This window comes from Cetobacterium somerae, from assembly GCF_022430525.1.
Lineage (GTDB): Bacteria > Fusobacteriota > Fusobacteriia > Fusobacteriales > Fusobacteriaceae > Cetobacterium_A.
Genome location: NZ_CP092519.1, coordinates 1,187,202 through 1,211,263 on the forward strand (window position 1 = coordinate 1,187,202; position 24,062 = coordinate 1,211,263).

Consider the following 24,062-nt stretch of genomic DNA (forward strand, 5'->3'; position numbering starts at 1 on the left):
TCACCCTACTCTCTATTTTTCCATTATAGTAAATGTAAATGATGCCTCAGTCACCACTTTATCATCTACTTTTGCTACTCCTGTAGCTTTTACTATATTTCTTCTTAATTTATCAACTTGTACTTCATATATTAACTGATCTCCGGGTCTTACTGGAGCTTTAAATTTTACGTTTTCAATTGCAGCAAAATACGGCACTTTTCCTTCTGTATCATCTAAAACTAAAACCCCTAAACACTGTGCCATTCCTTCTACTATTAAAACTCCTGGCATAATTGGATGTCCTGGAAAATGCCCGTTAAAAAACTCTTCATTTACAGTTACGTTTTTTAATCCTCTTATTTTTTGTGCCTCTTTATCCATTTCCAAAACTCTATCAACTAATAAAAACGGATATCTGTGTGGTATTCTTTTCATTATCTCCATAACATCTAACATATTTTTTCCTCCTGCTTTTTAAGTAATTTTGCAAATTCTATATCTAAAGCATGTCCTGCTTTGATAGCTATTATGTGCCCCTTTATAGGTCTATTCAATACTTTTAAATCACCTATTAAATCTAAAATTTTGTGCCTTACAAACTCATCTTCAAATCTTAAACCATTTGGATTTAAAACTCCATCTTTTTTTACAACAATGGCATTATCTAATGTTCCTCCTAAAGCCAAGTTATTTTTCTTTAAATAATCTATTTCATAATCAAATCCAAAAGTTCTTGCATTTGCTATTTCATTTTTATAAGATTCTACATCTAAAACAATCTCTAACATTTGACTTTTTAAAAATGTATGATCAAATTTAATAGTATAAGTTATTTTATACCCATCATATGGTAATGCTACTATATGTTTATCACCTACAGTTAAATTTATTGGTGTTTTGATTTCAATCTCTTTAACCTCTTCCTCTAACTCTTGAGTTCCAACACTTTCTATAACTTCTAAAAAAACTCTCGCACTTCCGTCTCCTATAGGCAATTCATTTCCATCTAACTCTACAATTAAATCTGTTATCCCAGCTATATAAAGAGCTGATAAAAAATGCTCAATTGTGTAAACTGCTGCACCAAATTCATTTTTTAAGTTTGTTCCTCTAGTTAAATCAAATGTATTTTCTATATCCATAGAAATTATATTTTTACCACTCTCTAAATCTACTCTTTTAAAGACTATTCCACCATTTTTAGCTGGAATTAATTTCATTTTTATCTCTTCACCTTTGTGAAGACCAATGCCATTATATTGAACTTCTTTATTAAGAGTTTTTCTCTTCATAAATTTTCTCTCCTTTTGACCTATGCCTTAGTTAAAAATTTTGTTGCTAAAGCTAAGGCTATATCTTTTTTCCCATCTACAAACTGTACACCTAATTTTTTTTCTGATATCTCAACTACTTTTCCTAATCCAAATTTTGTATGTATAACTTTTTCTCCCATAGCAAATGGTGAGTTCGAAATATTTTTCATCTTTTTTAAATCTTCTGCAGTTATAACATTTTTAAACCCTGTTATTTTTTTATCAGTTGTAGAGAGTTTTGATTTTGGTAATAAATTCTGAACTTTCTCTACTTTATCTAAGACTTCTACAGGAAGTTCCTCTATAAATCTTGATTTCATCTTTGTTAAAAACTCACCATAAACAAATCTACTTTTAGCATACGTTAGATATAATTTTTCCTCGGCTCTAGTAATTGCAACATAACAAAGTCTTCTCTCTTCCTCTAATTCCTCTGGATTGAAAAGCACTTTCTTTGAGCCTGGGAAAATATCATCTTCTACCCCAGTTAAGAAAACAACAGGGAACTCCAAACCTTTAGAGTTGTGGATTGTCATTAATTTTATATAATCCGACTCTCCTTCTAAATCATCTGTTGCACTAACAAGAGATATATTCTCTAAATATTCTCTCAATGTTAAAAAATCCACAGTTTTTTCCAACTCTACTATAGAGTTTTTTAACTCCTCTACGTTTTCCACTCTTCCTTCTGCTTCTGCACCATATGTTGAATTTAAATAAGAGAAATATCCCACTCTTCTTATTAATTCATCAAATACTTCACTTACGCTTCCTTCATGACTTAACTCTATTAAATCATTTAAAATTGTATACAATTCATCTAAGGCTATTTTTACACCTGACGTTAAGCCCGGGATTTCCATTCCTTTTCCAAGAGCTTCAAACATTGAAATATTTGCTTCATTTGCATAATCTCTTATTTTTTCTATACTTTTATCCCCTATTTTTCTCTTTGGAACATTTATTATTCTATTTAAATTTATTGCATCTTGAGGATTATTTATAACTGTTAAATATGCTACTATATCTTTTATTTCAGCTCTTTGATAGAATTGCATTCCACCAAAAACCTTATACGGAATATTATATTTTAATAATCCTTCTTCAAAAAGTCTAGACTGAGCATTTGTTCGGTAAAGAATTGTGAACTCTCTATAACTTTTCCCCATATTTTTTCTTTTCACAATCTCTTCAATTATGTAATTTACTTCTTCTCTTCCATCTAAACACTCTTTTATAGTGATTAATTCTCCTTGAGGTTTTTTAGTCCATAAATTTTTATCTTTTGCTGTTTTATTATTTTTTATCACTTCATTTGCTGCTGTCAAAATTGCAGATGTTGAACGATAGTTTTCCTCAAGTTTAACAACTAAAGCATCTTTATAATCTTTTTCAAAATCTAATATATTCTTTATATTAGCACCTCTAAATCCATATATACTCTGATTTTCATCACCAACAACACATATATTCCTATATTTTGATGCAATTTTAGTTACTATATTGTACTGTATATTATTTGTATCTTGATACTCATCAACCATTATGTATTGAAATTTCTCTTGAAGCTTTTCTAAAACCTCTGGAATATCTAATAACTTATGAAGATTAACCAGAATATCTGAGAAATCCATTCCATTATTTTCTTTTAAAGTTCCATTATATCTTCTATAGCACTCCAATATTATTTTATAATTTGAATCAAATCTGTTCTCTTTCTCATAATCAGACACACTTATACTATTTTCTTTTAATTTTGAGATAATTGAAACTACTGCTCCTTCTGTTAATGATTTATCATTAACAACGAGTTCTTTCATAATTCCTCTTATCACTCTTTTTTGGTCATCTGTATCATATATTGTAAAATTAGCATTATAACCTAATTTGTCTCCATATACTCTCAACAATCTTACACCAAAAGAGTGAAATGTTGAAATCATAGCTTTATGTGCATCTTCACCAATTAAAAGTTCAACTCTCTCTCTCATTTCTTTAGCTGCTTTATTTGTAAATGTAACTGCTAAAATTTTATAAGGAGAGATTCCTTTCTCATTTATCATATGTGCAATTCTATATGTAATAGTTCTTGTTTTTCCAGATCCAGCTCCCGCTAATATCAAAAGTGGCCCTTCAATTTTTTTAGCTGCTTCTCTTTGTTTTTCATTTAATTTATCTAATATACTCATAATTACTCCTTTAAAATTATACCATATAATTATATTACTATTCAAATAAAATACCCGATTTTCCAATAGTTTTTTTGGATTTTATCGGGTATCATAATCAATTATTTTTTATTCAACGTCTTCTTTTGATCTCTCTGTAAAAAACTTTGTTAAATTAACTAGTATATAGTAACAAGTAACTATAAACATGCTATATTTAAGCGTTACTAGAATTAAAACAATAAATGGTATTGTCAGCTTTTTAGGAACAAATCCAAATACTTTATCAGGTGTTTTAAATGGAATTGTACTTACCATTAAAATTGCTGCTAATAGTGTTAATCCTACAAAAACCTCTATTGAAAATAAATTCATTCCAAAATTTGTTTTAACTACTTCTACAAATAGTAAATACGAACATACAACCGATGCTCCAGATGGTATTGGCATTCCACTAAAATCATCTTTTTCACTTGATGCTGTTGTTACTATATTAAACTTAACTAATCTCATAACTCCACACAGCGCGTATATGAATGATATTGGAATAACAAAAGATTTCATTCCATCAGAACTTTTTAGCACTGAATAAACCAGTATACCTGGTGCTAATCCAAAAGATATTGCATCGCAGAAAGAATCAAACTCCTTTCCAAATTCACTAAATGCATCTAGTTTTCTCGCTGTTTTTCCATCTAATCCATCACATACCATAGCTAATATTATAAACCAAATAGCTTTTGAGAAATCCCCCGCTATGGAAGCTGTGATACTTAGATATCCTAAAAACATATTCGCTGCTGTAATTGCATTAGGTGCAATATACTTTCTTTCTACCATTTTTAATCATCTCCCTATTTTTACAAATCTATTTGATTTTATCATATATATGATATAAAATCAATATATCTATACTTTTCAAAATAATCCAGTGAAAGCGAGTAATATATGAATAAAAAATATTTTTTCAATCTATTTCCAAATGAAGATGAATTTCTCATTGCATCTATTTGGGAAGACTTATCATTGTGTTTAGACATCGATTACCCTGTTTATGGTTCTATTTTTTTACCACCACAAATTTGGACAAAACTTTACGATGTTTGTACTTCAATCAATTTAGAGATTTACACTTTAGGATTAACTCCTGATAGTGAAAAGAAATTAGTAATTTTCACCCCAAAATTTTTCGATTCTTCATCTTTAGAAGAAGTTGTTACTTATTTTAAAATTGACGCTTCTAATAAATTTAAAACATTACAACACAAAGACTTTTTGGGGACAATTATGGGACTTGGATTTAAACGAGAAATTTTAGGCGATATTATCGTTAAAGATAATATTGGTTATTGCATAACTACAAAGGATATTTTTAACATTATAAAAAATAATCTTAGCCAAATAAATACCATTCCTATAAATATTAGTACCATCAGTACTTCTCAAATTCCTCAATTAGAATTTAAAGAAATTACAGATACTATTTCATCTTTTAGACTTGATTCTATTATAGCTTCTATTGCAAATTCATCTAGAAACATTAGTACAAATTTAATCGAGAGCGGAGATGTTTTAGTTAACTATAATATTGAAAAAAGTAAAAATAAAATAATTAATATCGGTTCGGTAATTACAATTAGAAAAAAAGGTAAATTTATTTTAGAAAAAAATTTAGGAGAAAACAAGAAAGGTAAATTTAAAATTCTTATAAAACAATACATTTAGGGAGGGTTTTTATGAAAACTGTTAAAACTGTTGATGCTTTAGGTATGATTTTATGCCATGATATCACAAAAATTGTTCCAGGTGAATTTAAAGGAGTAGCTTTTAAAAAAGGGCATATCATAAAAGAAGAAGATATTCCAGAACTTTTAAAACTTGGAAAAGACAATCTTTATGTATGGGAACATCAAGAGGGGACTCTTCACGAGAATGATGCTGCCATAAGAATAAAAAATCATATTGCTGGTGAAGGATTGGATTTTTCAACAATTAAAGAAGGGAAAATAGATTTTATTGCAAAAAATGATGGACTATTAAAAGTTGATGTAGCTGAATTACTAAAAATAAATAGTCTAGGTGAAATTATTGTTTCTACTTTACACAATAACACTCCTATAAAAAAAGGGATAAAAGTAGCTGGAACAAGAGTTATTCCTTTAGTTATTAACGAAGATAAAATTATAGAGATGGAAAGCATCTCAAAAGAAAACATTATTAAAATTTTGCCAATCAAGCCAAAAAAAATAGCCATTATAACTACTGGAAACGAAGTTTTTTATGGACGAATTCAAGATAAATTTGGTCCTATTCTAACTAAAAAAGTTGAAGAATATGGGTGTAAAGTTATTTATCACGCATTTTCTTCAGATGAAAAAGAAATGATAAAAGATAAAATACAAGAAGCACTAGATAGCGATGCAGAACTTATTCTTTGCACAGGTGGTATGTCTGTAGACCCTGATGATAGAACTCCTCTTGCTATAAAAGAAATGGGAGGAGAATTAATCACTTATGGATCTCCTGTTTTACCTGGAGCTATGCTACTTTTAGCTTACCATGGAGAAAGAGCTATTTTAGGTTTACCTGGTTGTGTTATGCACTCTAAAAGAACTGCTTTCGATTTAGTTCTTCCTAGAATTTTAGCAGACGAAAAAATAACTTTTGAAGACATTGCTTCATACGGCCACGGTGGACTATGTCTCGACTGTCCAATTTGTACTTTTCCACATTGTTCTTTTGGAAAATAATTAATAAAAACACTCCTATACAAAAAATAATCTCTGTATAGGAGTGTTTATTTTAATAAAATCTTATTATTTGTGAATATTTTTTTTGCTCATTTGAATTTAATCTCTGAATCTCTTTTTTATTTTCAACTTTATTAGAACCATTTGTAAAATCTGTTATTCCAGCCCATGGCTCTAAACAAATAAATTCACTTGAATCCGTACTTGTCCATAAAGTTAATATTGGTAAATTTTCAAATTTAAATTCAACTCCATGAGAAGAGTTTAAATGTTTTATATCTATTTGTTTATTTTCCATTCCTACAAATACCAATGCATCTTTAGCAAATTTATCTTTCGATAAATTAAACTTCTCACATATTGTTACCTTCTCTGGAATATCAAATAAAAAAGAGTTATTTCTTTCATCAATTTTATATAATTCACACTCTTCTTCTTTTAATTCTAAATAGTAATTCTCAAAAGTTTTGTCATTATTATAGTTACAATAAAACGCTGTATGTCCACCTATATGATAGTACATTTCAACTACATCATTATTTTTAACTATATAATTATGATGTAAAGTATCCTCTACTAATATGTATTCAACTATTAAAGAGAAGTTATACGGATATCTTTCCTTTGTATATGAATTTGGCTTCAATTGAAATCTTGCTATACTATTTGTCACTTCTAAAATTTCAAACTCCAAATCTCTAGCAAAACCATGTTTTGTCATTGAAAGAGTAACTCTTTCATTTTTTCCTAAAGGATAATCTATTTCTCCATTTAAAATATTTCCAATAAAAGGAAATAAATTTGGAGCACTTTTTTTAAAGCTTCCTTCAGTTCCTGGCCAAATATATTCAATTCCATTCTCTTTGTTTATAACACTTTTCAATTCTGCACCAAACTTATTAATTAGTACAGTTAACTTTTCATTCTCTATCTTTACCATGAGAATTATCCCCCTATTTTTAAATTAGTATTGTACTAAATTTGGAAATTGAGAATCTAAGATTTCATCCATTTGAGCTGTGAACTCAGCATTTTCCTCATTTTTTAAGAACTCTTCTACATCTCCTGTAATTTCAATTCTCTCAATGATATCTCCTTGCTTTACTGAGTCTACAACTTTTTGGTCAGCTTCAGATACAACTTCACCAAAAATTGTATGCTTGTAGTTTAACCAAGGTGTCTCAACATGAGTTATAAAGAATTGTGATCCATTTGTTTCTGGTCCAGCATTAGCCATTGCTAATATTCCTTTTTTATCAAAAACTACTCCTTCTTTAAACTCATCTATAAATTGATATCCTGGTCCACCTGTTCCTGTTCCTGTTGGATCTCCACCTTGAATCATAAAGTCTTCAATTACTCTATGGAATTTAATACCATTATAGTATCCTCTCATTGCTAAGTGTGCAAAGTTTAATACTGTTACTGGTGCTACTTCTGGGAAAAGAACTAAGTTAATATCTCCTCTTGGTGTAACTATTTTTGCGTTTAATTTTACTTCTTTCATATTTCTTACCTCCATATTTTTTCCTAAAACAACTCTTGGTTTTGCAAACATCTTTTTCGAAAGAAAAAAGACAATAAATACTGCCAATAAAATCAAAATCTGTTTGAATCCTTTTTCCATTCTTACTAGTCCTCCATTTTAAAAGCTTCTTTATATGTTTCTAAAAGTTCCTCTTCTGAAACAACCCCGTAAATTTCATAAGGCCATTTAGATTCTAACTTCTTTTTTAATTGATTGATATCTTTTTCAACAACTAAGTACTTATCCTCTGTATCTCTAAGTTTTTCTCTCACTGGTTGCAGCTTATAAATTATATCAAATTGTTCCTCTTCTTGTATAGTATCTTTTAATAAGTTTTCTAAATTTTGTTCTTCTGTTGCTAGCTGATTGTATCTGTTAAGTATTTTATCTTTTTTGTCCAACAATCTATTTAAATTATATTTAAAAAATCTTTTTACAACTATAGCTCCAGACTTATCTTTTAACTCCATTCTCTTTTTTAAAGTCTCTTGAATTTTTTCAAGCGGTAATCTATTCTTCTCTCTTATCTCTTCTACCATCTCTTTAAAAGAATTGAATTCCTCTTCGCTCATTTTATCTACTTTCATCTCTAAAAGTGCTCCATATATTTTTTCATAAGGTAATAAAACTTTTTCAGTTAAAATTTCCTCCCCTGAAATATCTCCCATTTCTCTTAATTTATCCAATTGAGTAGAAGTAATTTTTAAAACTGTTAAAATTACTTCTTGAGCATAACTTATAAATTCCTCTTTTTTCATTATTCTCTCTCCTTTTTTCTTATAGATTTTCCAGCTAAAACTCCAGTAGAACATGCTGCTTGAATATTATATCCACCTGTATCTCCATCTATATCTAAAAGTTCTCCAACTAAATAAAGACCTTGAGTTTTTTTAGACTCCATCGTTTTAGCATTTATTTCATCTAAAGAGACTCCACCTCTTGTTACCATAGCCATCTCAAAACTTCCAACTTTTGTTATCTCCATCTTATTTGAAGTTAATAGTCTTACTAAATTCTCTCTTTTCTCTTTTGAAAGTTCTGCTATTTTTAATTCTTCACTTATTTCTAAGATAGATAATATAGTTTTTATAAATCTTTCAGGTAAAAAATAATAAGATAAAACTTTCTTTATAGTTTTTTTACCATCTTTATTCATTTCTTCGATTAACTCTTTGTTTAAAACCTCATACTCTTTTCCAATATAATTAATTTCTAGCTGACTTTCACTTTCAACGAATCTAGAATTATCAAGTATTCCAGGACCACTAAAATTCGTATGTGTCAACAATACAGCTCCTTTTTTTTCTATAACTTTTTTATTTTGTCTCCATATAGTAATCTTAACATTTTGAAAACTTATTCCAGAAAGTTCTTGAAAATAATAATCTCTCACATATATAGGACTTAGTGCTGGTTTTGGGGGTATAATTTTATGACCTAGCTCCTTAGCCATCACATATCCATCTCCTGTTGTTCCAACTCCAGGATAAGATTTTCCTCCTGTTGCTAGAACTAGACTATTACATTTATACAATCCTTTATCTGTTAAAATTGAAAATATTTCTAAGTTTTTTTGAATACTTTCTATTTTTATTCCCTCTATTATTTTAACACCTAGAGTCAACATCTTTCTTTTTAAAAGATCTACAACATCTAAAGAGCTAAATGTTTCAGGAAAATATTTTCCAGTTTCTTCAACTAAAACTAAAGGTAACCCATTTTCTTTAAAAAACGTCTTTAACATCTCTGGAGAGTATTTATTCAAAGCCTCTTTTAAAAATTTTCCATTTTGTCCATATTTATCAGAAAAATCTTTAGGCTTTCCAGTATGAGTTAAATTACATTTTCCGCTCCCTGCTACCAATATTTTATTTCCTATACGTTTATTTTTTTCTAAAAGAGCTACTTTAAAGCCTCTTTCTGCTGCTGTAATAGCTGTAAAAATTCCTCCTGGTCCTCCTCCAACTACTATTAAATCAAATTCATTCATTATCTAGCTCCATAATATTGATAATAGTGACATTTTATTCCACCATTATATAGCTTTCTATTTTTTGTGGCCTTTTTCCCAAATACTTTTTCAAAATTTTCATAAGATGTAATTATATAGTAAGACCATTTTGGGAATCTCATTTGGAAAATGTCTCCCATAAGACCATACAATCTTTCTACAGCGTCTTCATCTAATAAACGATCTCCATATGGTGGATTTGATACTATGCACCCTTTTTCTGCCATTGTTTCTAACTCTAAAAAGTTCATACATTTAAATTCAATCTCTTCTTCTACCCCAGCTCTTATAGCATTTAATTTAGCTACTTCTACTGTTTCAGAGTCTATATCAGAAGCATATATTTTCACTTCTTTATCATAATCTTCCCTTGAAAATGCTTCATCTCTTAAATCAATCCATAAGTTTTCAGGTATTATATCCCACTTTTCAGATGCAAAGTTTCTATTTACTCCTGGGGCTACATTTCTTGCTATCATAGCTGCTTCTATTGCAATAGTTCCTGTTCCACACATTGGATCTAATAGAGGTCTATCTCCACCTTTCCAACGACTTAATAATACTAAAGCTGCTGCCATTGTTTCCTTCAGAGGCGCTTCATTTATTAAGTTTCTGTACCCTCTTTTATGCAATCCTTCACCACTTGTATCAATCATAACTAAAAATATATCATTATGCGCTTGGATTTTGACTCTATAATGAGCTCCTGTTTCAATAAGTCTTTCTGTTTGATATGCTACTTTTAATCTTTCAACTATCGCCTTTTTTACAATTTTCTGAATATCAGATTTTGAAAAAAGTTTGCATTTTACTGAACTTACCCAACTTATTGGAAATTCTCCATCTATTGAAATTATATTTTCCCAAGGTAATCTTTTTATATTTTCAAATAAATTATCAAAAGTTAAAGCTTTAAATTCTCCCATTTTTATAAAAACTCTGTCTGCACATCTTAAGTGTAAATTAGCTTCTACAATGTCTTTCTCATCTCCATCAAATTCAACTCTTCCATTAAATGTTTCAATATTTTCAAATCCTAATTCTTTACACTCATCCTTAACAACGCTCTCTAAACCCATTGTTGCTGAGGCTATTAATCTATACTTCTTACTCATCTATTCACTCCTTTTTTTTAAACACTCTAAATATATAAATTTTATAATTACAAATACTGGCACTCCCAAAAACATTCCTAAGGGTCCAAAGAAACTTCCACAAACCATTACTGCTACAATGGTCCAAAAACTACTCATTCCAACAGACTCTTCCATTATTTTTGGACCAATTATAAATCCATCTACAGCTTGTCCAACTCCTATAGCTATAAAAAGATACACTACTTTTAATGGTGCTGCTAATAATATTAAGAATGTAGCTATAGTTCCAGCTACTATTGATCCCACATACGGAATCATATTTCCTATTCCTACCATAACTCCACTTAAAAGAGCATATGGTACTTTTGCTATAAAAAGAACTAAAAACACTAAAAACCCTACAACTGCTGATGTTAATATTCTTCCTAAAATATATTTTAAAAATACATCATTTACTTTTCTAACAAAATCTACACCATATTTCGCTTTTGATTTCGTAGTAAAAAGCAATAAAATATTTTCTAAAAACTCCATAAAATATTCTTTGCTATACATTAAATAAAGAGAGATAAAAACTCCAATAAAAAAGTTAATCACTCCCATTAAACTTCTTAAAACTCCAGCTCCCAATCCAAATGCTAAATTTTTAAAATTTCCTAAATTAGTTCTTGTAAATTTTATCAAATTATTTTCTATTTCTTTAGGATCAAAGAAAAGCAAATCTTTTTCTTTCAAAAAATTTATTAAATGCTCAGTATTAGAGCTTAGACTTGCTAACATTGTTGGAAATTTATCAATTAAATCAGTTACACTATTTATAATATTCGGAACTATAATCAAAACCAATTCAATTATAACAAGAAAAACTATCATTAAACTTATTCCAATCGCCCATGCTCTTCTCATTTTTACTTTATTTTCAAAAATTTTTACAAGAGGACTTACTAATATAGCTATAAAAATAGCGTAGATAAATGGTGTTATAGAACTTACCATTTGCCCCACCATAGAATTGAAAGCTTCGTTATATTGAAAAAAAGTTTGAATTAAAATTAATAACAATCCAACTATAAAAAAGTGTAGATATCCTTTTTTCATTACTTTACTCCTTTCTTTAAATTATTTTATTATAAAGTCTACATCATCTGATCTTTCATTTGTTTTTCCAACAACCTTAATTATTAATCGATCAGGAACTCCAATTATAACTTCTCCCGGCTGACCTATCCAACCTTGTTTTACATTCAGTTTTAGAGGCGAATTTGAAGTTGTGACTCTTATTTTTTTATCTTTTATTTTTACATTTACTCCACCTATATCAGTCGGAACAAAAATATCTTTTTCTTCTATTTGTAATGGATATACATACTTCAGTTGATTATTTACATAAACTTCAGCACTTGCAGCATCTGAAGCTTTAAATTTTGTTATTTGAAATCCTAGTACAGAAAATATACTAATAAGTATTGTATAAACTATTACATCTCCTTTTCTGAAATATTTTTTTTGTTTTTTCACAGATACACCTACTTAGCTTTTCCTATTTTTTCACCCATATATACTTTAGTTTCTAGACCTTTACTACTATTTTCTAAAATATCTTTGTCAAACTCTACTTTATTTTCTTGAAAAAGCAGTACACACGATGATCCTCCAAAGAAGAAGTATCCTTTTTCTTCTCCTTTTTTTACTAAAGTATTAGGGCTGTATGTTTGCTTTATGCCACCAACCATCGTAGCTCCAATCTCACTTAAAACTATTTCACCAAACTTTTCAGTTTTTAAAATTGAAACTTCCCTTTTATTTTCGCAATAAATTCTAAAGTTCTTTTTTATTGCATAAGGAGAAACAGAATAATAATAGCCATCTATTAATTTAGACTCACCTATTATCCCATCCGCAGGAAAATGAAATCTATGATAATCTACTGGTGCAAGTCTTATAATTACCATTGTTCCACCTTTAAATTTTTTAGCTTCCTCTTTATCCATTAAAAATTCTTCTAATGTGAATTCGTCTCCTTTTAAAAAAAACTTTGTTGTTTCTTTTAAATTATTGAAAATTAGTATTTTTCCATCTGCAGGAGAAACTAACACATTCTCATCTCTAGCTATTTCTCTTGCTCCCTCTTTTAGCTCTCTTATAAAAAAATCATTAAAAGATGTAAATTCTTCAACTCTTTTTTTTGACTCATTCATATTTATAGAATTTTCTTCTACAAAAGGCTTTATTTTTTCTATAGATGATTTTTCAGACATCTTTTTTCCATAATAATCTGTTAAAAATTTTTTTCTAACAACTAAATTTAGAGGTAATTTTCCTAATGGATTATAATATAAAAACTTTAAAAATCCTTCTCCTGGTGGAATTTCTGTTTTTATTTCCCCAGTTTTCCTCTCAATATAATTAATTTTATCAAAATTCATACACTTACTCCTTTTATATATTAATTTTTTATTGTATAATGATTGTAGTAAAACTTATGGAGGTCAAAATGAAAAAAATAGCATTAATCGCTCACGACAACATGAAACCAGAAATGGTTAGCTTTGCGAAAAAATATGAGCACATCTTGGCAAAATACCCTCTTGTTTCAACTGGTACAACTGGACTTAGAATTATGGAGGCAACTAACTTACAAATTCAACGCTTCAAATCAGGACCTATAGGTGGCGATCAACAAATTGGTGCCGAAGTAGCCACTGATAATATCGCAGCTGTTTTATTTTTTAGAGATCCTTTAACATCTCAACCGCACGAACCCGATATCTCAGCACTTATCAGAGTTTCTGATGTTCATAAAGTTCCAATTGCTACAAATTTAGCTTCTGCTGAATTGCTTATTGTTGGTTTAGATAAATGATTATAATAGGCTGACTTATGTCAGCCTATTTTTAATTTATTTGACTTTTAATCTCTTTGATTAAATTATATTTTAATTCAAGCAAATCTTTAGATAAATCTATTTTATATTGATGTGGATTTTCTAATCTTTTTCTTTCATCAGATATTTTATTTAAAGAGTCAAGATAATAATCTCTTGAATTTAATACATCCATAAGCTGAGAGCTCTCTTCCATTACAACACCATTTTTTACAAATTCACGTGTTATCTTTTTATATGTATATTCTCCCTTTTTCAATAAGCTTGATTTAAACTCATATTTTTCATCTCTGATTAATAAATCTTCTCCTCTTAGTAACTTTTCTTTATCAGAATCATTATTTACAAGAGTTATTAAATCTGCGTATGCAAATCCCTCTCTATCATAAATTCTATATACCTCTTTAAATCCAGGGTTGGAAATTTTTATAACATCTTCAGAAAGTTTTATAACGGGTTTATAATCAATTTCTACAATTTTATAAACTCCTCCGAAACACGGATTAGATTTACTTACAGCAATAGCATCTCCCACACCAAATATATCTACACAAGCTCCTTGTTCTTTTAAAGATTTTATTAAAGATTCATTTAAAGAGTTTGTTAAAAATATTTTTGCTTTTTTTAATCCTGCAGCATCTAACTCTTTTCTACATTTTTTTGATAAATATGCCAAATCCCCTGAATCAATTCTTATTCCATAATTCCCTTTATAAGAATCATCTATTCCATTATCTTTAAAACTTTGAATTGCATTTTTTAATCCTATTCCTAACGTATTATATGTATCTATTAATAGTATTAAAGAGTTAGCTTTTCTTTCTCTTCTATGCTTTATAAAAGTATCAAATGCCTTTTTTTCAGCTAAAGCTCCAACACCAAAAGCTTGTATAAATGAGTGAGCCATTGTTCCAACACTCTGAACTCCATATTTATATTCTGTAACTATATTTGAATGTGATAAGCATCCACCTATTATTGAGGCCTTAGTTCCCGATACTGCACTATCAAAACCATGAGCTCTTCTACTTCCAAAAGAACTTACAGGAATTGGATGGGCTGCTCTTGTTATTCTTGAAGCTTTTGTTGCTATAGCTAATTGCATATTCATTAAATTTAAAATTGGTGTTTCTAAAATTTTAGCTTGAATTAACGGTGCTTTTATTGAAATTATAGGCTCGTTTGGATAAACTATTTCTCCGTCCCTCATTGCATAAAGATTTCCCGTAAATTTCATTTTTACTAAATATTCTAATAGATGTTTTTCCTCTATTATCTTAGAGAAATATTCTCTTTTTTCATCCTCGCTCGTTTCATTTAAAATTTCAATTAACTCAATTACTTCTTGTACTCCTGATACAACAGCAAAACCTCCATCTTCAGTTTTTCTAAAGTACATATCAAATATAGCTTCTTTTTCTTCCATGTTTTCCATTAGAAAAATATCACTTTCTGTATATTGATACCTATCAGAATTAATAACTTTTGCGAAATCTGTTAAAACTCTTTCTCTCCCCATATTGTACCTCTTCATAAAATATTAGTTTTTAATTTTTCTTAATAATTATATCACTTTTATGATATAATTACCAATAAAAATAGAAAAGGAGTTGCTTTATGAGAGCTGTTATACAAAGAGTTAAGCACGCAAGCGTTAGTGTTGATAATCAAATCACTGGTGAGATAAAACAAGGATTTCTTGTACTTTTAGGTGTCACTCATACCGATACTGAAAAAGAAGTTGACTGGTTAGCTAAAAAAATAACCGATTTAAGAGTATTTAATGATTCTGATGACAAAATGAATTTAGGATTAAAAGACGTTGACGGTGAACTTTTAATCATTTCTCAATTTACTCTTTATGGAAATTGTATTAAAGGACGTAGACCTGCATTTATTGATGCTGCTAAACCCGATATAGCTAATGAATTATATGAAAAATTTCTAAAAAAATGTAAAGATCTTGGATTTAAAACTGAGGCTGGTATTTTTGGAGCGGATATGAAAGTTGAACTTTTAAATGATGGTCCAGTTACTTTAATAATCGATACAAAAGATTGTTCAAAATAAACATTTTACGGGAGGAAAAAAGTGGATATAAAAGAGATTAAAAAAAATGCAAAGGAAAGAATGAAAGATTTTTGTATATTATGTCCAGAGTGTAATGGTCGATGGTGTGCAGGTAAAGTTCCTGGAATGGGTGGAGCTATTAGTGGTGGAAGCTTTCAAAGATCTTATGAAAAATTAAAAGAGGTCAAAATTGCAATGAGGACTCTACATGGAGTCACTGACCCTAAATTAAAATGTAATTTCTTTGGAGAAGAATTATCTTTTCCAGCTATGATTGCTCCTATAACTGGAACAAAATTCAATATGGGTGGATATGTCAGTGATGAAGAATACTCTAACGATATTGTATTTGGAGCTATCGACGCTGGTACTATAGCTATGATTGGAGATACAGGAGATCCTAATTGTTTTCAAGTAGGAATTGATGCAATAAAGAAGGCTAATGGTAAAGGTATTGCCATAATTAAACCTAGAGAAAATTCTGAAATCATAAAAAGAATCAAACTAGCTGAAGAAGCTGGAGCGATAGCTGTTGGAATTGATGTAGATGGTGCTGGTCTTGTTACGATGAAATTATTTAACCAACCTGTAGGTCCTAAAACTTTAAATGATTTAAAAGAAATTATTTCATCAACAAAGCTTCCTGTTATTATAAAAGGAATTTTAACTGTTGATGAAGCTAAAATATGTGTTAACGCAGGTGCCTCTGCTATTGTTGTTTCTAATCACGGAGGTCGTTGTTTAAATGAAACTTTTGCTCCTGCTGAAGTTTTACAAGAAATATCTAAAGCTGTAGGTAATGATATAACTATCTTAGCCGACGGAGCGGTGAGAGAAGGAGTAGATATTCTTAAATATCTAGCACTTGGAGCTGATGGAGTTTTAATTGGTCGTCCTATAATTTGGGGATCTATTGGAGGTAGACAAGAAGGAGTTAAAATTACTCTTGAAACATTCAAAAGTCAACTTTATCAAAGTATGATACTAAGTGGTGCTGATGATGTTAAAAATTTTAAAAGTTTTTCTTGCATTTTATACACTAAAAAAGTATAATTTAAATACAAAATTTAGGAGGTTTTATCATGGAAAGAAAAGACGTTATTACATTTGGTGGAAGTCCTTTAACATTAGTTGGAAAAGAGGTTATTGTTGGAGATGTTGCACCTAACTTTACTGTTACAAAAACTGATTTATCACCTCTTTCTCTAAATGATTTAAAAGGAAAGACTGTAGTTATTTCAGCTATGCCATCTATTGATACACCTGTTTGTGAAATGCAAACTATCAGATTTAACAAAGAAGCTGCAAAATTAGAGGATGTTATTATCTTAACTATTTCTATGGATTTACCTTTTGCTTTAAACAGATTCTGTGGAGCTAAAGATATTAAAAATGCTATAACTACTTCAGATTATAAAGATAGAGAGTTTTCACATAACTATGGACTATATATTAAAGAACTTGGATTAACTTCAAGAGCTGTAATTATCATAGATAAAAATGGTAAAATAGCTTACACTGAATATTTAAAAGAGATTACTGAAGAGCCTAATTACGATGCTGCTTTAGAAGCTTTAAAAAAATTATAAAATAAAAAAGCCTTTTTAAGGCTTTTTTTATTTTATAAACAACGTTTCTACTATTTGTACTAAAGAAACGATTATTATACCAACTATAAAGTTTAAAGTATAACTTCTATATTTGTTAAGCAGTATATTTATTCCCTTAGAAACTAAAATTAATCCTATTCCTGTTCCTACAGCAAAAAAACCTAATGGTAATATATTAAAACTTTTTATATATCCTAATATATTATAATATTCTCCCATTATCATAAGTAATAAAGATCCTGAAATTCCAGGTATTACCATAGCTCCTGCTGCTATTATCCCACAGAAAAAAAGTTTAATTCCATAAGATATTGTAAAAATAGAAGCTGTTGTTCTCACAACTTCTTCTCCTGCAAACAATTTCGTTATATATATAAAAACTCCTGTAAATATAACGCCTGCGAAAAAGGCAAAAAGATTATCTCTTTTAAAAAATTTTTCACCTTTTAATATTACTGGAATTGACGGAAGTATCAAAAATAGAAAAACAATTGTTGTTCCTCTAGGATATAACGTATACATTTTAGAAATAACTCCTGCAAATGCAACAATTCCAATTACTGCTCCCAACCCTATTTGTGATAAAAATTTAGCATATTCTATTTTTTTTTCCATTGAAGCTGTCAAAAAATTCCCAACTGCTTCTGTTAATTTATCATAAATATTTAACACTACTGCTAGTGTTCCCCCTGAAACACCAGGTAAAACATTTGCAACTCCTATTACTATTCCTTTTAAAAAATTTTTAAACATGCACACTCCTAGTATTTATTTTATTATTTTAGCTTTATCAATAAATATATCCTTCATGTAAACATCAACTCTTTCTATAGAAAACTCATTATAGAATATATCTACAACAGAGCCCTCTTTATCTTTTAACAATGAACTACTATATATATTATTTTTTACTCTAACTGTACTATTATAAACTTTTCTTTTATACTTATGTAAAAAATATAAAAGTTTATATTTCTCTTCACTATTTAAACCTTCTATTTTATTATCTTCTATAAATAAATATTTTTTTATAAACAATGAAATTTCTTTTATATTCTTGGGTTTTTCTTTGTTAAATTCTTTCAAAATATCTGTATCAATATATCTAACGAATCCCATCATATTTTCGTCAGCTTCTTCTTGAATTAGACTTATTTTAGTTTTAAAAAATATTGTTCTTAATAAGTTTTTAGAAACTCCTTGAATTCGTTCATCCAAAGATATATTTTTAGGATAAGCTCCTTCTATTATAATACTTTCTTGAATAAAATTAAATAGTTTTATTAATTCTCTTTTCTCTTCTTCAAAAATAAAATTTATTATTTTATAATTCTCTTTATTATAAAAAATAGTCAAATAAAAAATTTTATTTTTATTATTAAAAAAAGGAATTGGAATCGCTTTTTGTATAATAGCATATTCGTACACCCTATCTTTTTTTACAGATTTTATAGAATTTTGTTTAATATTTTCATCTAAATTGTTTATTATTCTAAAAAAAGTTGGGTAACTTATCATACTATTATAAGAACTGAGGGTATTTTTAGCTTTATCATACAGTTTTGTTACTGGTAGTGTGTGGTATTCTTTATACAAAGCTTTTAAGTGTTCCATTACATCTTCATTTACTTTTTTAAAAGTATTCTTATCTACCCTAGTTTTTTTTACTAATCCTTTTTCTCCTGAATCTTTATATTGACTTACCCATCTTTTTAATGTGGCATAAGAGATTTGAGTTTCTTTTTCTATCTCTCTTAATTTTTTCTCCTTCTTAAAAAAGGGTTCAAGTATCTTATATTTTCTATTTTTTTCATCTGTTTTCATAGATGTTTTACTCCCTTTTAAAAACTTTTGTTAAATTATAACACAAATTATGCGTAAAAAAAAGGCTCATTTATTTTGATAATTTTCTTGACTTTTTTTAAAATAAAATGTATTCTTTTAGTGAATTAAACATTCTTTATTATCAATCTTATGGAGGAGTTTTATGAAAATATTTGCTGAAGTTCAAAAAATCGGTAAAGCTTTGATGACACCGGTTGCAATTTTACCAGCTGCTGGTATATTCCTTGCTGCTGGAAATAAGTTAGGAATACCTTTAATGGAGCAAGCTGGAGGAATAATTTTTGGTAATTTACCACTTTTATTTGCTGTTGGAGCTGCTATTGGTTTAGTAGGTGGAGACGGTATTGCCGCTCTTGCTGCTATTGTTGCACTTTTGATTATGAATACTACTATGGGAACACTTACAGATGCTGCTAATGGTATTGCTGCTGGAAATCCTGCTTTCGCAGAGGTTTTAGGAATCCCTACTCTTCAAACTGGAGTTTTCGGAGGACTTATCGCAGGTATTATTGCTGCTATTTGTTACAAAAAGTTCTATAAAACAGAGTTACCAGCTTTCTTAGGTTTCTTTGCAGGAAAAAGACTTGTTCCTATTATGACTGCTGTATTAGCTTTCTTAGTTGGTTTAGCTATGCCTTATATTTGGCAACCAGTTCAAGCAGGACTTGCTCAATTATCTTACTTAGCTAATGAAACAAATACTAATATCTCTACATTATTATTTGGAATTACAGAAAGAGCTTTAATTCCATTTGGATTACATCATATTTTCTACGCACCTTTCTGGTATCAATTTGGTGAGTATACAAACAACGCTGGTCAAATCGTTAACGGAGACCAAGCTATTTGGTTTGCAATGTTAAAAGATGGAGTTCATTCATTCTCATCAGCTACATATTCTGGAGCTGGAAAATTCTTAACTGGTAAATTCCCATTCATGATGTTTGGACTACCTGCTGCTGCTCTTGCAATGTACCACGAAGCAAGAAATGAAAATAAAAAAATGGCTGCTGGAATTTTATTCTCTGCTGCTCTTACTTCATTCTTAACAGGAATAACTGAACCTTTAGAGTTCTCATTCTTATTCGTTGCTCCTGTTTTATACGGAATCCACTGTATCTTCGCTGGACTATCATTTATGTTAATGAACATGTTTGGTGTTAGAATTGGTATGACATTCTCTGGTGGAGTTATTGACTATATTATGTTTGGAGTTCTTCCTGGAACTGAGGGATTTGAAACTAACTGGCCAATGGTTATTATTGTCGGTTTAGGATTCTCTGTAATCTATTACTTCGGATTCAGATTCTTTATTAGAAAATTCAATTTAGCTACTCCTGGAAGAGAAGTTGGTACTGAAGTTGATGATCAACCTAAAGCTGAAGGTAGTGAATTAGCTACTCTTGTTCTTGCTGCTCTAGGAGGAAAAGAAAATGTTATTTCTGTCGACGCTTGTATCACTAGATTAAGACTTGAAGTTAAAGATACTGCTCTTGTAAACGATGCAGAATTAAAAAGACTTGGAGCTTCTGGAGTTCTAAAAGTTGGACAAAATGGAGTTCAAGCGATATTTGGTGCTAAAGCTCAATTTATAGCAAATGATATAAAAGCTTTATAATATTCATAAAAAAAATATGAGTGCAGAGTTAATTCTCTGCACTCATATTTTTTATATTCATTATTTTACTAAAATAATTATCAATTTCATCTTGAGTTTTTTCATTATAATCTTCAAGTTGTTTCTTTACAAGATTTTCAATATATTTTATTTCTTCTTTAACAGTTGGATAATATAGAGGTGATTCTTTTAAAGGAGTTGAATAAAACTCTAAATTTTTTCCTTTTTTCTTTCCTATATAATTAAACCATGAAAAGAAAATTTTAGAGTTTAAGTATCCTAAAATATAGTATAAATTAATCTCTTCTGTTTTTGCAGTTAAATAATATATATCCGCACTTCCATAAAACTCTTTTTCTGTATAGGCGAAATTATTAGTTTTACATCTTTGTCTAACTATAATTTTAGGTTTTAAAAAAATATCTTCATCCCTAGCCCATTGTAACTCCCACCAATTTATTCTATTATTTATAACCTCTCTTCGCATAGATAGTTTACTCTTATAATCCAATAAATAATTTGTGACTACATCATCTAATTTAGACTTGCCATTTAAATACATAATCCAAAATGGTGGTTTTTTTGATATTTCATATTTACCTATATCTCTATTTTTATAAAATGGTTTTAAATATTTTTTAAACTCCTCTTTATACTCATCAAAAACAAAAACCTTATCCGCTCCACTCACTATCCCTTGATTAATATTTACAAGGTCACCTAAAATAACATTACTTTTTTCTCTAATTTTCTTTATATTTTCTTTCCAAAAAGGAGGAATTAATGCAATTTTACTATGTTCCTCTGTAAAAATATTTTCTTGTTCAATAGAATACTCGATATCATCATCATTTACAGATATCTCTAAGTTTTCTCTATTTTTCTGCCAATAAAAAATTATATTGTGTTGTCCAATAGCATCTTTAAATATTGAATAACTATAATTTTCCAATCTAAAGAAACTACCTTCTAACTTCATTTTTTCTCTTATTCCTTCTGCACTATCAGCTTTTAACCAATAATTAGTAGTTAAATATACTAAAATACCTCCGTCTTTTAATATATCAATACCTTTATCTATAAAGAAATAGAAATAATCCATTTTCGGTTTATAGTATTTTTTTCCAAAAGCGGTTTCTTTTATTGTGTGAAAAATTTCTTTATGATTTTTTTCTCCTAAATATGGTGGATTTCCTATTACTATATCATACTTTTCATCTATTTTTTCATATAATGAATCACACTCTTTTAGATTTAATTTCCCAAATACCCCATATTTAAAGAAAAGAGCCTCAGCTCTTTTTTCTAATAGTTTTAATGCATTTAAATCTACATCAAATCCCGTTATCCAATTTTCACTGTATCTATACTCTCCAAAAATTTCTTTTGAAATTTTTAACAATTCCTCTAATAATGCTAATAAAAGATTTCCAGAACCACATGATATATCTATTACTTTTATATTTAATATATCTTCTTTTGAATTATTTTCTAAATATTTCTTCAAAGCTACTTTACTCATACTACTAGCATATTTTTCTGGTGTGTATATCTTATAATTGTATTCCACTTAATCCCTCCTAAAGAGCTTTAAGTTACCTTCACCCTCTATCAATATAATCCCATCTCTATATAAATCTAATATCGCTAAAAATATATATACCAAATGTGTTCTATTCTCTGCTCTTCGGAAAAGATCTACTACAACCTTTTCGGAAGAATAAAGAATAACCTTTATTCTATCCATCTCTTCTTTCAAGGAATATCTTTTTTCAACTTCAATTTCTAAATATTCCTCATCTTTTGGTAAATATTTTACATAACTATTAAACATATCTTGAAGTTTTAAACTAGTTAAATCAAACTCTTTGGGAATATTTTTGGTTATTTTTCTCCCCTCTTTTCTAGTATAAGAAATATTATATTCACATTCAATACTTGATATCACTTGTGCAACTTCTTTAAATACTTTATAATCTTCTAATCTTCTTTTTAGATCCTTTTCTTTTTCCTCTTCCTTTTCAACACTTAGTATAGATACTGCTTTTATCTCTAATAGTTCCGATGCAATTTCTAAAAACTCCACCTTTACACTTAAACTATCACTTTGTGCTTTCTCTATAAATTGAAGATATTCATCTATTATCTGAGATATTTTTATTTCAGATATTTTCATTTTCTTCTTTTCTATAAGATGTAGTAAAAGGTCTAAAGGGCCTTCAAAGTTATCTATTTTTAATACAATCTCCATCTGCTTTTACCCTTACCTTTTCTTTCCAATTTAAAACATCATTTTTTATTGTTTCTTTTAATTCATCCATTGAATTAAATTTTTTTTCTTGTCTTAAAAACTCTATTAAAGAAACATATATTCTTTTCCCATATATATCTTTATCAAAATCTAATATATGAACCTCAATACTTCTTTCATCAGGTTTCAATGTTGGATTTTTTCCTATATTAATAACTGCATGCCACCAATTTTGTTCACCTTCTATTTTAACTCTTCCTCCGTATATACCAAAAGGAGGATATATTTTATTTAATATTTTTAAATTTGCTGTAGGAAACCCCATTATTCTTCCTAACTTTCTTCCATGAACAACTTCACCAATAATTAAAAATGGTTGACCTAAACATCTATTAGCTATATCCAAATTCCCCGTTGCTAACATTTCTCTTATAAATGTTGAACTTATAATCTGCTCTTTAATTTTTACAGGCTCTATTATATTTACAAAAATTTTATATTGCTTTCCCAATTGTCTTAAATTTTCAACTGTACCTTTTCCTCCCTTTCCAAAAGAAAAGTTAAACCCTACATATATTTCCTTTGCTTTTAATAAATCTGCTAAAACTCTTTCTACAAATATCTGAGGGGTCATATTAGAAAATTCTTGAGTAAAAGGTTGAAGTATTAAATAGTCTACTCCTAAAGATTCTATTATATGAACTTTCTCTTCTAAAGAGCTAATTAATTTAGGTGCTTTTACTCTATTTGTTACTTCCATTGGATGATTTAAAAAAGTAAAAACAACTGATTCCCCACCAGTTTCTTTAGCTTTTTTTACGGCTTGAGAAATTAATTCTCTATGTCCCATATGAATTCCATCAAAAGCACCTATAGCTACATATGTATTTTCAAATTTTTCTTTAGTTAGCAAAATATCCTCTATTATTTTCATT

General features: G+C 28.7%; 25 protein-coding genes. 7 read left to right on the forward strand and 18 right to left on the reverse strand.

Going from position 1 to position 24,062, the window contains the following annotated elements; genetic code table 11:
* Positions 1 to 12: 12 nt before the first annotated feature.
* The 4 genes from fabZ to pssA form a co-directional block, all read right to left on the reverse strand.
* Positions 13 to 438 carry a 3-hydroxyacyl-ACP dehydratase FabZ gene (gene fabZ / locus MKD34_RS05400; protein ID WP_023049909.1) on the reverse strand — a complete coding sequence of 142 codons (426 nt, stop codon included), beginning with the start codon at positions 436 to 438 and terminating at the stop codon, positions 13 to 15.
* A complete protein-coding gene (gene lpxC / locus MKD34_RS05405; RefSeq protein ID WP_240218599.1) occupies positions 432 to 1,274 on the reverse strand; it encodes a UDP-3-O-acyl-N-acetylglucosamine deacetylase in 843 nt (280 codons plus the stop codon). The genes fabZ and lpxC overlap by 7 nt, the downstream gene beginning before the upstream one ends.
* Positions 1,275 to 1,294: 20 nt before the next feature.
* Positions 1,295 to 3,484, reverse strand: coding sequence for an ATP-dependent helicase (locus tag MKD34_RS05410; RefSeq protein ID WP_240218600.1), 2,190 nt, complete (start codon positions 3,482 to 3,484; stop codon positions 1,295 to 1,297).
* 108 nt (positions 3,485 to 3,592) lie between these two features.
* Complete coding sequence (pssA, locus tag MKD34_RS05415) at positions 3,593 to 4,303, reverse strand: CDP-diacylglycerol--serine O-phosphatidyltransferase (protein ID WP_185891333.1); 711 nt, start codon at positions 4,301 to 4,303, stop codon at positions 3,593 to 3,595.
* A gap of 108 nt (positions 4,304 to 4,411) precedes the next feature.
* Here pssA and MKD34_RS05420 point away from each other — a divergent pair, with 108 nt between their 5' ends.
* Positions 4,412 to 5,188 carry a YlmH/Sll1252 family protein gene (locus MKD34_RS05420; protein WP_240218601.1) on the forward strand — a complete coding sequence of 259 codons (777 nt, stop codon included), beginning with the start codon at positions 4,412 to 4,414 and terminating at the stop codon, positions 5,186 to 5,188.
* 11 nt (positions 5,189 to 5,199) lie between these two features.
* A complete protein-coding gene (locus MKD34_RS05425) occupies positions 5,200 to 6,213 on the forward strand; it encodes a molybdopterin-binding protein (RefSeq protein ID WP_240218602.1) in 1,014 nt (337 codons plus the stop codon).
* A gap of 52 nt (positions 6,214 to 6,265) precedes the next feature.
* On the opposite strand, the gene MKD34_RS05430 is transcribed toward MKD34_RS05425, so the two are convergent.
* The 8 genes from MKD34_RS05430 to MKD34_RS05465 form a co-directional block, all read right to left on the reverse strand.
* On the reverse strand, positions 6,266 to 7,153 hold the full coding sequence (locus tag MKD34_RS05430; RefSeq protein WP_240218603.1) for an aldose epimerase family protein: 888 nt from the start codon (positions 7,151 to 7,153) through the stop codon (positions 6,266 to 6,268).
* Positions 7,154 to 7,177: 24 nt separating this feature from the next.
* Positions 7,178 to 7,720 (reverse strand): peptidylprolyl isomerase, encoded by a 543-nt coding sequence (locus MKD34_RS05435; RefSeq protein ID WP_051364123.1) that lies wholly within the window; start codon positions 7,718 to 7,720, stop codon positions 7,178 to 7,180.
* Positions 7,721 to 7,845: 125 nt separating this feature from the next.
* Positions 7,846 to 8,499: a hypothetical protein gene (locus tag MKD34_RS05440; RefSeq protein WP_240218604.1), complete on the reverse strand. Its 654-nt coding sequence runs from the start codon at positions 8,497 to 8,499 to the stop codon at positions 7,846 to 7,848.
* Positions 8,499 to 9,731: a BaiN/RdsA family NAD(P)/FAD-dependent oxidoreductase gene (locus MKD34_RS05445; protein ID WP_240218605.1), complete on the reverse strand. Its 1,233-nt coding sequence runs from the start codon at positions 9,729 to 9,731 to the stop codon at positions 8,499 to 8,501. Before MKD34_RS05445 ends, MKD34_RS05440 begins: the two co-directional genes overlap by 1 nt.
* The gene (locus tag MKD34_RS05450; RefSeq protein ID WP_240218606.1) at positions 9,731 to 10,867 is read right to left on the reverse strand and encodes a THUMP domain-containing class I SAM-dependent RNA methyltransferase; all 1,137 of its coding nucleotides are present in this window, start codon (positions 10,865 to 10,867) and stop codon (positions 9,731 to 9,733) included. The genes MKD34_RS05445 and MKD34_RS05450 overlap by 1 nt, the downstream gene beginning before the upstream one ends.
* A complete protein-coding gene (locus MKD34_RS05455) occupies positions 10,868 to 11,947 on the reverse strand; it encodes an AI-2E family transporter (protein ID WP_240218607.1) in 1,080 nt (359 codons plus the stop codon).
* A gap of 21 nt (positions 11,948 to 11,968) precedes the next feature.
* Complete coding sequence (locus MKD34_RS05460) at positions 11,969 to 12,367, reverse strand: NusG domain II-containing protein (RefSeq protein ID WP_240218608.1); 399 nt, start codon at positions 12,365 to 12,367, stop codon at positions 11,969 to 11,971.
* Between the two features lie 8 nt (positions 12,368 to 12,375).
* Positions 12,376 to 13,275, reverse strand: a complete 900-nt coding sequence (locus tag MKD34_RS05465) for a phosphatidylserine decarboxylase (protein ID WP_240218609.1) — start codon at positions 13,273 to 13,275, stop codon at positions 12,376 to 12,378.
* 68 nt (positions 13,276 to 13,343) lie between these two features.
* On the opposite strand from MKD34_RS05465, the gene mgsA reads away from it, so the two are divergent.
* Positions 13,344 to 13,712: a methylglyoxal synthase gene (gene mgsA, locus MKD34_RS05470; protein WP_040406271.1), complete on the forward strand. Its 369-nt coding sequence runs from the start codon at positions 13,344 to 13,346 to the stop codon at positions 13,710 to 13,712.
* Between the two features lie 31 nt (positions 13,713 to 13,743).
* On the opposite strand, the gene MKD34_RS05475 is transcribed toward mgsA, so the two are convergent.
* The gene (locus MKD34_RS05475) at positions 13,744 to 15,252 is read right to left on the reverse strand and encodes a nicotinate phosphoribosyltransferase (protein WP_240218610.1); all 1,509 of its coding nucleotides are present in this window, start codon (positions 15,250 to 15,252) and stop codon (positions 13,744 to 13,746) included.
* A gap of 98 nt (positions 15,253 to 15,350) precedes the next feature.
* On the opposite strand from MKD34_RS05475, the gene dtd reads away from it, so the two are divergent.
* Genes dtd through tpx form a run of 3 tightly spaced genes read left to right on the forward strand, consistent with a single transcriptional unit; the run spans position 15,351 to position 17,392 of the window.
* The gene (gene dtd, locus MKD34_RS05480) at positions 15,351 to 15,803 is read left to right on the forward strand and encodes a D-aminoacyl-tRNA deacylase (RefSeq protein ID WP_240218611.1); all 453 of its coding nucleotides are present in this window, start codon (positions 15,351 to 15,353) and stop codon (positions 15,801 to 15,803) included.
* A gap of 21 nt (positions 15,804 to 15,824) precedes the next feature.
* Positions 15,825 to 16,856 (forward strand): alpha-hydroxy-acid oxidizing protein, encoded by a 1,032-nt coding sequence (locus MKD34_RS05485; protein ID WP_240218612.1) that lies wholly within the window; start codon positions 15,825 to 15,827, stop codon positions 16,854 to 16,856.
* A gap of 29 nt (positions 16,857 to 16,885) precedes the next feature.
* On the forward strand, positions 16,886 to 17,392 hold the full coding sequence (tpx, locus tag MKD34_RS05490; protein ID WP_023049891.1) for a thiol peroxidase: 507 nt from the start codon (positions 16,886 to 16,888) through the stop codon (positions 17,390 to 17,392).
* Between the two features lie 27 nt (positions 17,393 to 17,419).
* On the opposite strand, the gene MKD34_RS05495 is transcribed toward tpx, so the two are convergent.
* Both MKD34_RS05495 and MKD34_RS05500 read right to left on the reverse strand, forming a co-directional pair.
* The gene (locus tag MKD34_RS05495; protein ID WP_240218613.1) at positions 17,420 to 18,166 is read right to left on the reverse strand and encodes a DUF368 domain-containing protein; all 747 of its coding nucleotides are present in this window, start codon (positions 18,164 to 18,166) and stop codon (positions 17,420 to 17,422) included.
* A 15-nt stretch (positions 18,167 to 18,181) separates the two neighbouring features.
* Positions 18,182 to 19,237 carry a Mu transposase C-terminal domain-containing protein gene (locus MKD34_RS05500; protein WP_240218614.1) on the reverse strand — a complete coding sequence of 352 codons (1,056 nt, stop codon included), beginning with the start codon at positions 19,235 to 19,237 and terminating at the stop codon, positions 18,182 to 18,184.
* Positions 19,238 to 19,400: 163 nt separating this feature from the next.
* Between MKD34_RS05500 and ptsG the strand changes: the two genes are divergently transcribed.
* On the forward strand, positions 19,401 to 20,876 hold the full coding sequence (gene ptsG / locus MKD34_RS05505; protein WP_240218615.1) for a glucose-specific PTS transporter subunit IIBC: 1,476 nt from the start codon (positions 19,401 to 19,403) through the stop codon (positions 20,874 to 20,876).
* 28 nt (positions 20,877 to 20,904) lie between these two features.
* On the opposite strand, the gene MKD34_RS05510 is transcribed toward ptsG, so the two are convergent.
* Genes MKD34_RS05510 through MKD34_RS05520 form a run of 3 tightly spaced genes read right to left on the reverse strand, consistent with a single transcriptional unit; the run spans position 20,905 to position 24,061 of the window.
* Positions 20,905 to 22,446, reverse strand: coding sequence for an Eco57I restriction-modification methylase domain-containing protein (locus MKD34_RS05510; protein ID WP_240218616.1), 1,542 nt, complete (start codon positions 22,444 to 22,446; stop codon positions 20,905 to 20,907).
* The gene (locus MKD34_RS05515) at positions 22,447 to 23,127 is read right to left on the reverse strand and encodes a segregation and condensation protein A (RefSeq protein ID WP_240218617.1); all 681 of its coding nucleotides are present in this window, start codon (positions 23,125 to 23,127) and stop codon (positions 22,447 to 22,449) included.
* Entirely contained in the window at positions 23,102 to 24,061 is a 960-nt protein-coding gene (locus MKD34_RS05520; RefSeq protein WP_240218618.1) for a bifunctional riboflavin kinase/FAD synthetase, read from the reverse strand. The genes MKD34_RS05515 and MKD34_RS05520 overlap by 26 nt, the downstream gene beginning before the upstream one ends.
* Between the last annotated feature and the right edge of the window lies 1 nt (position 24,062).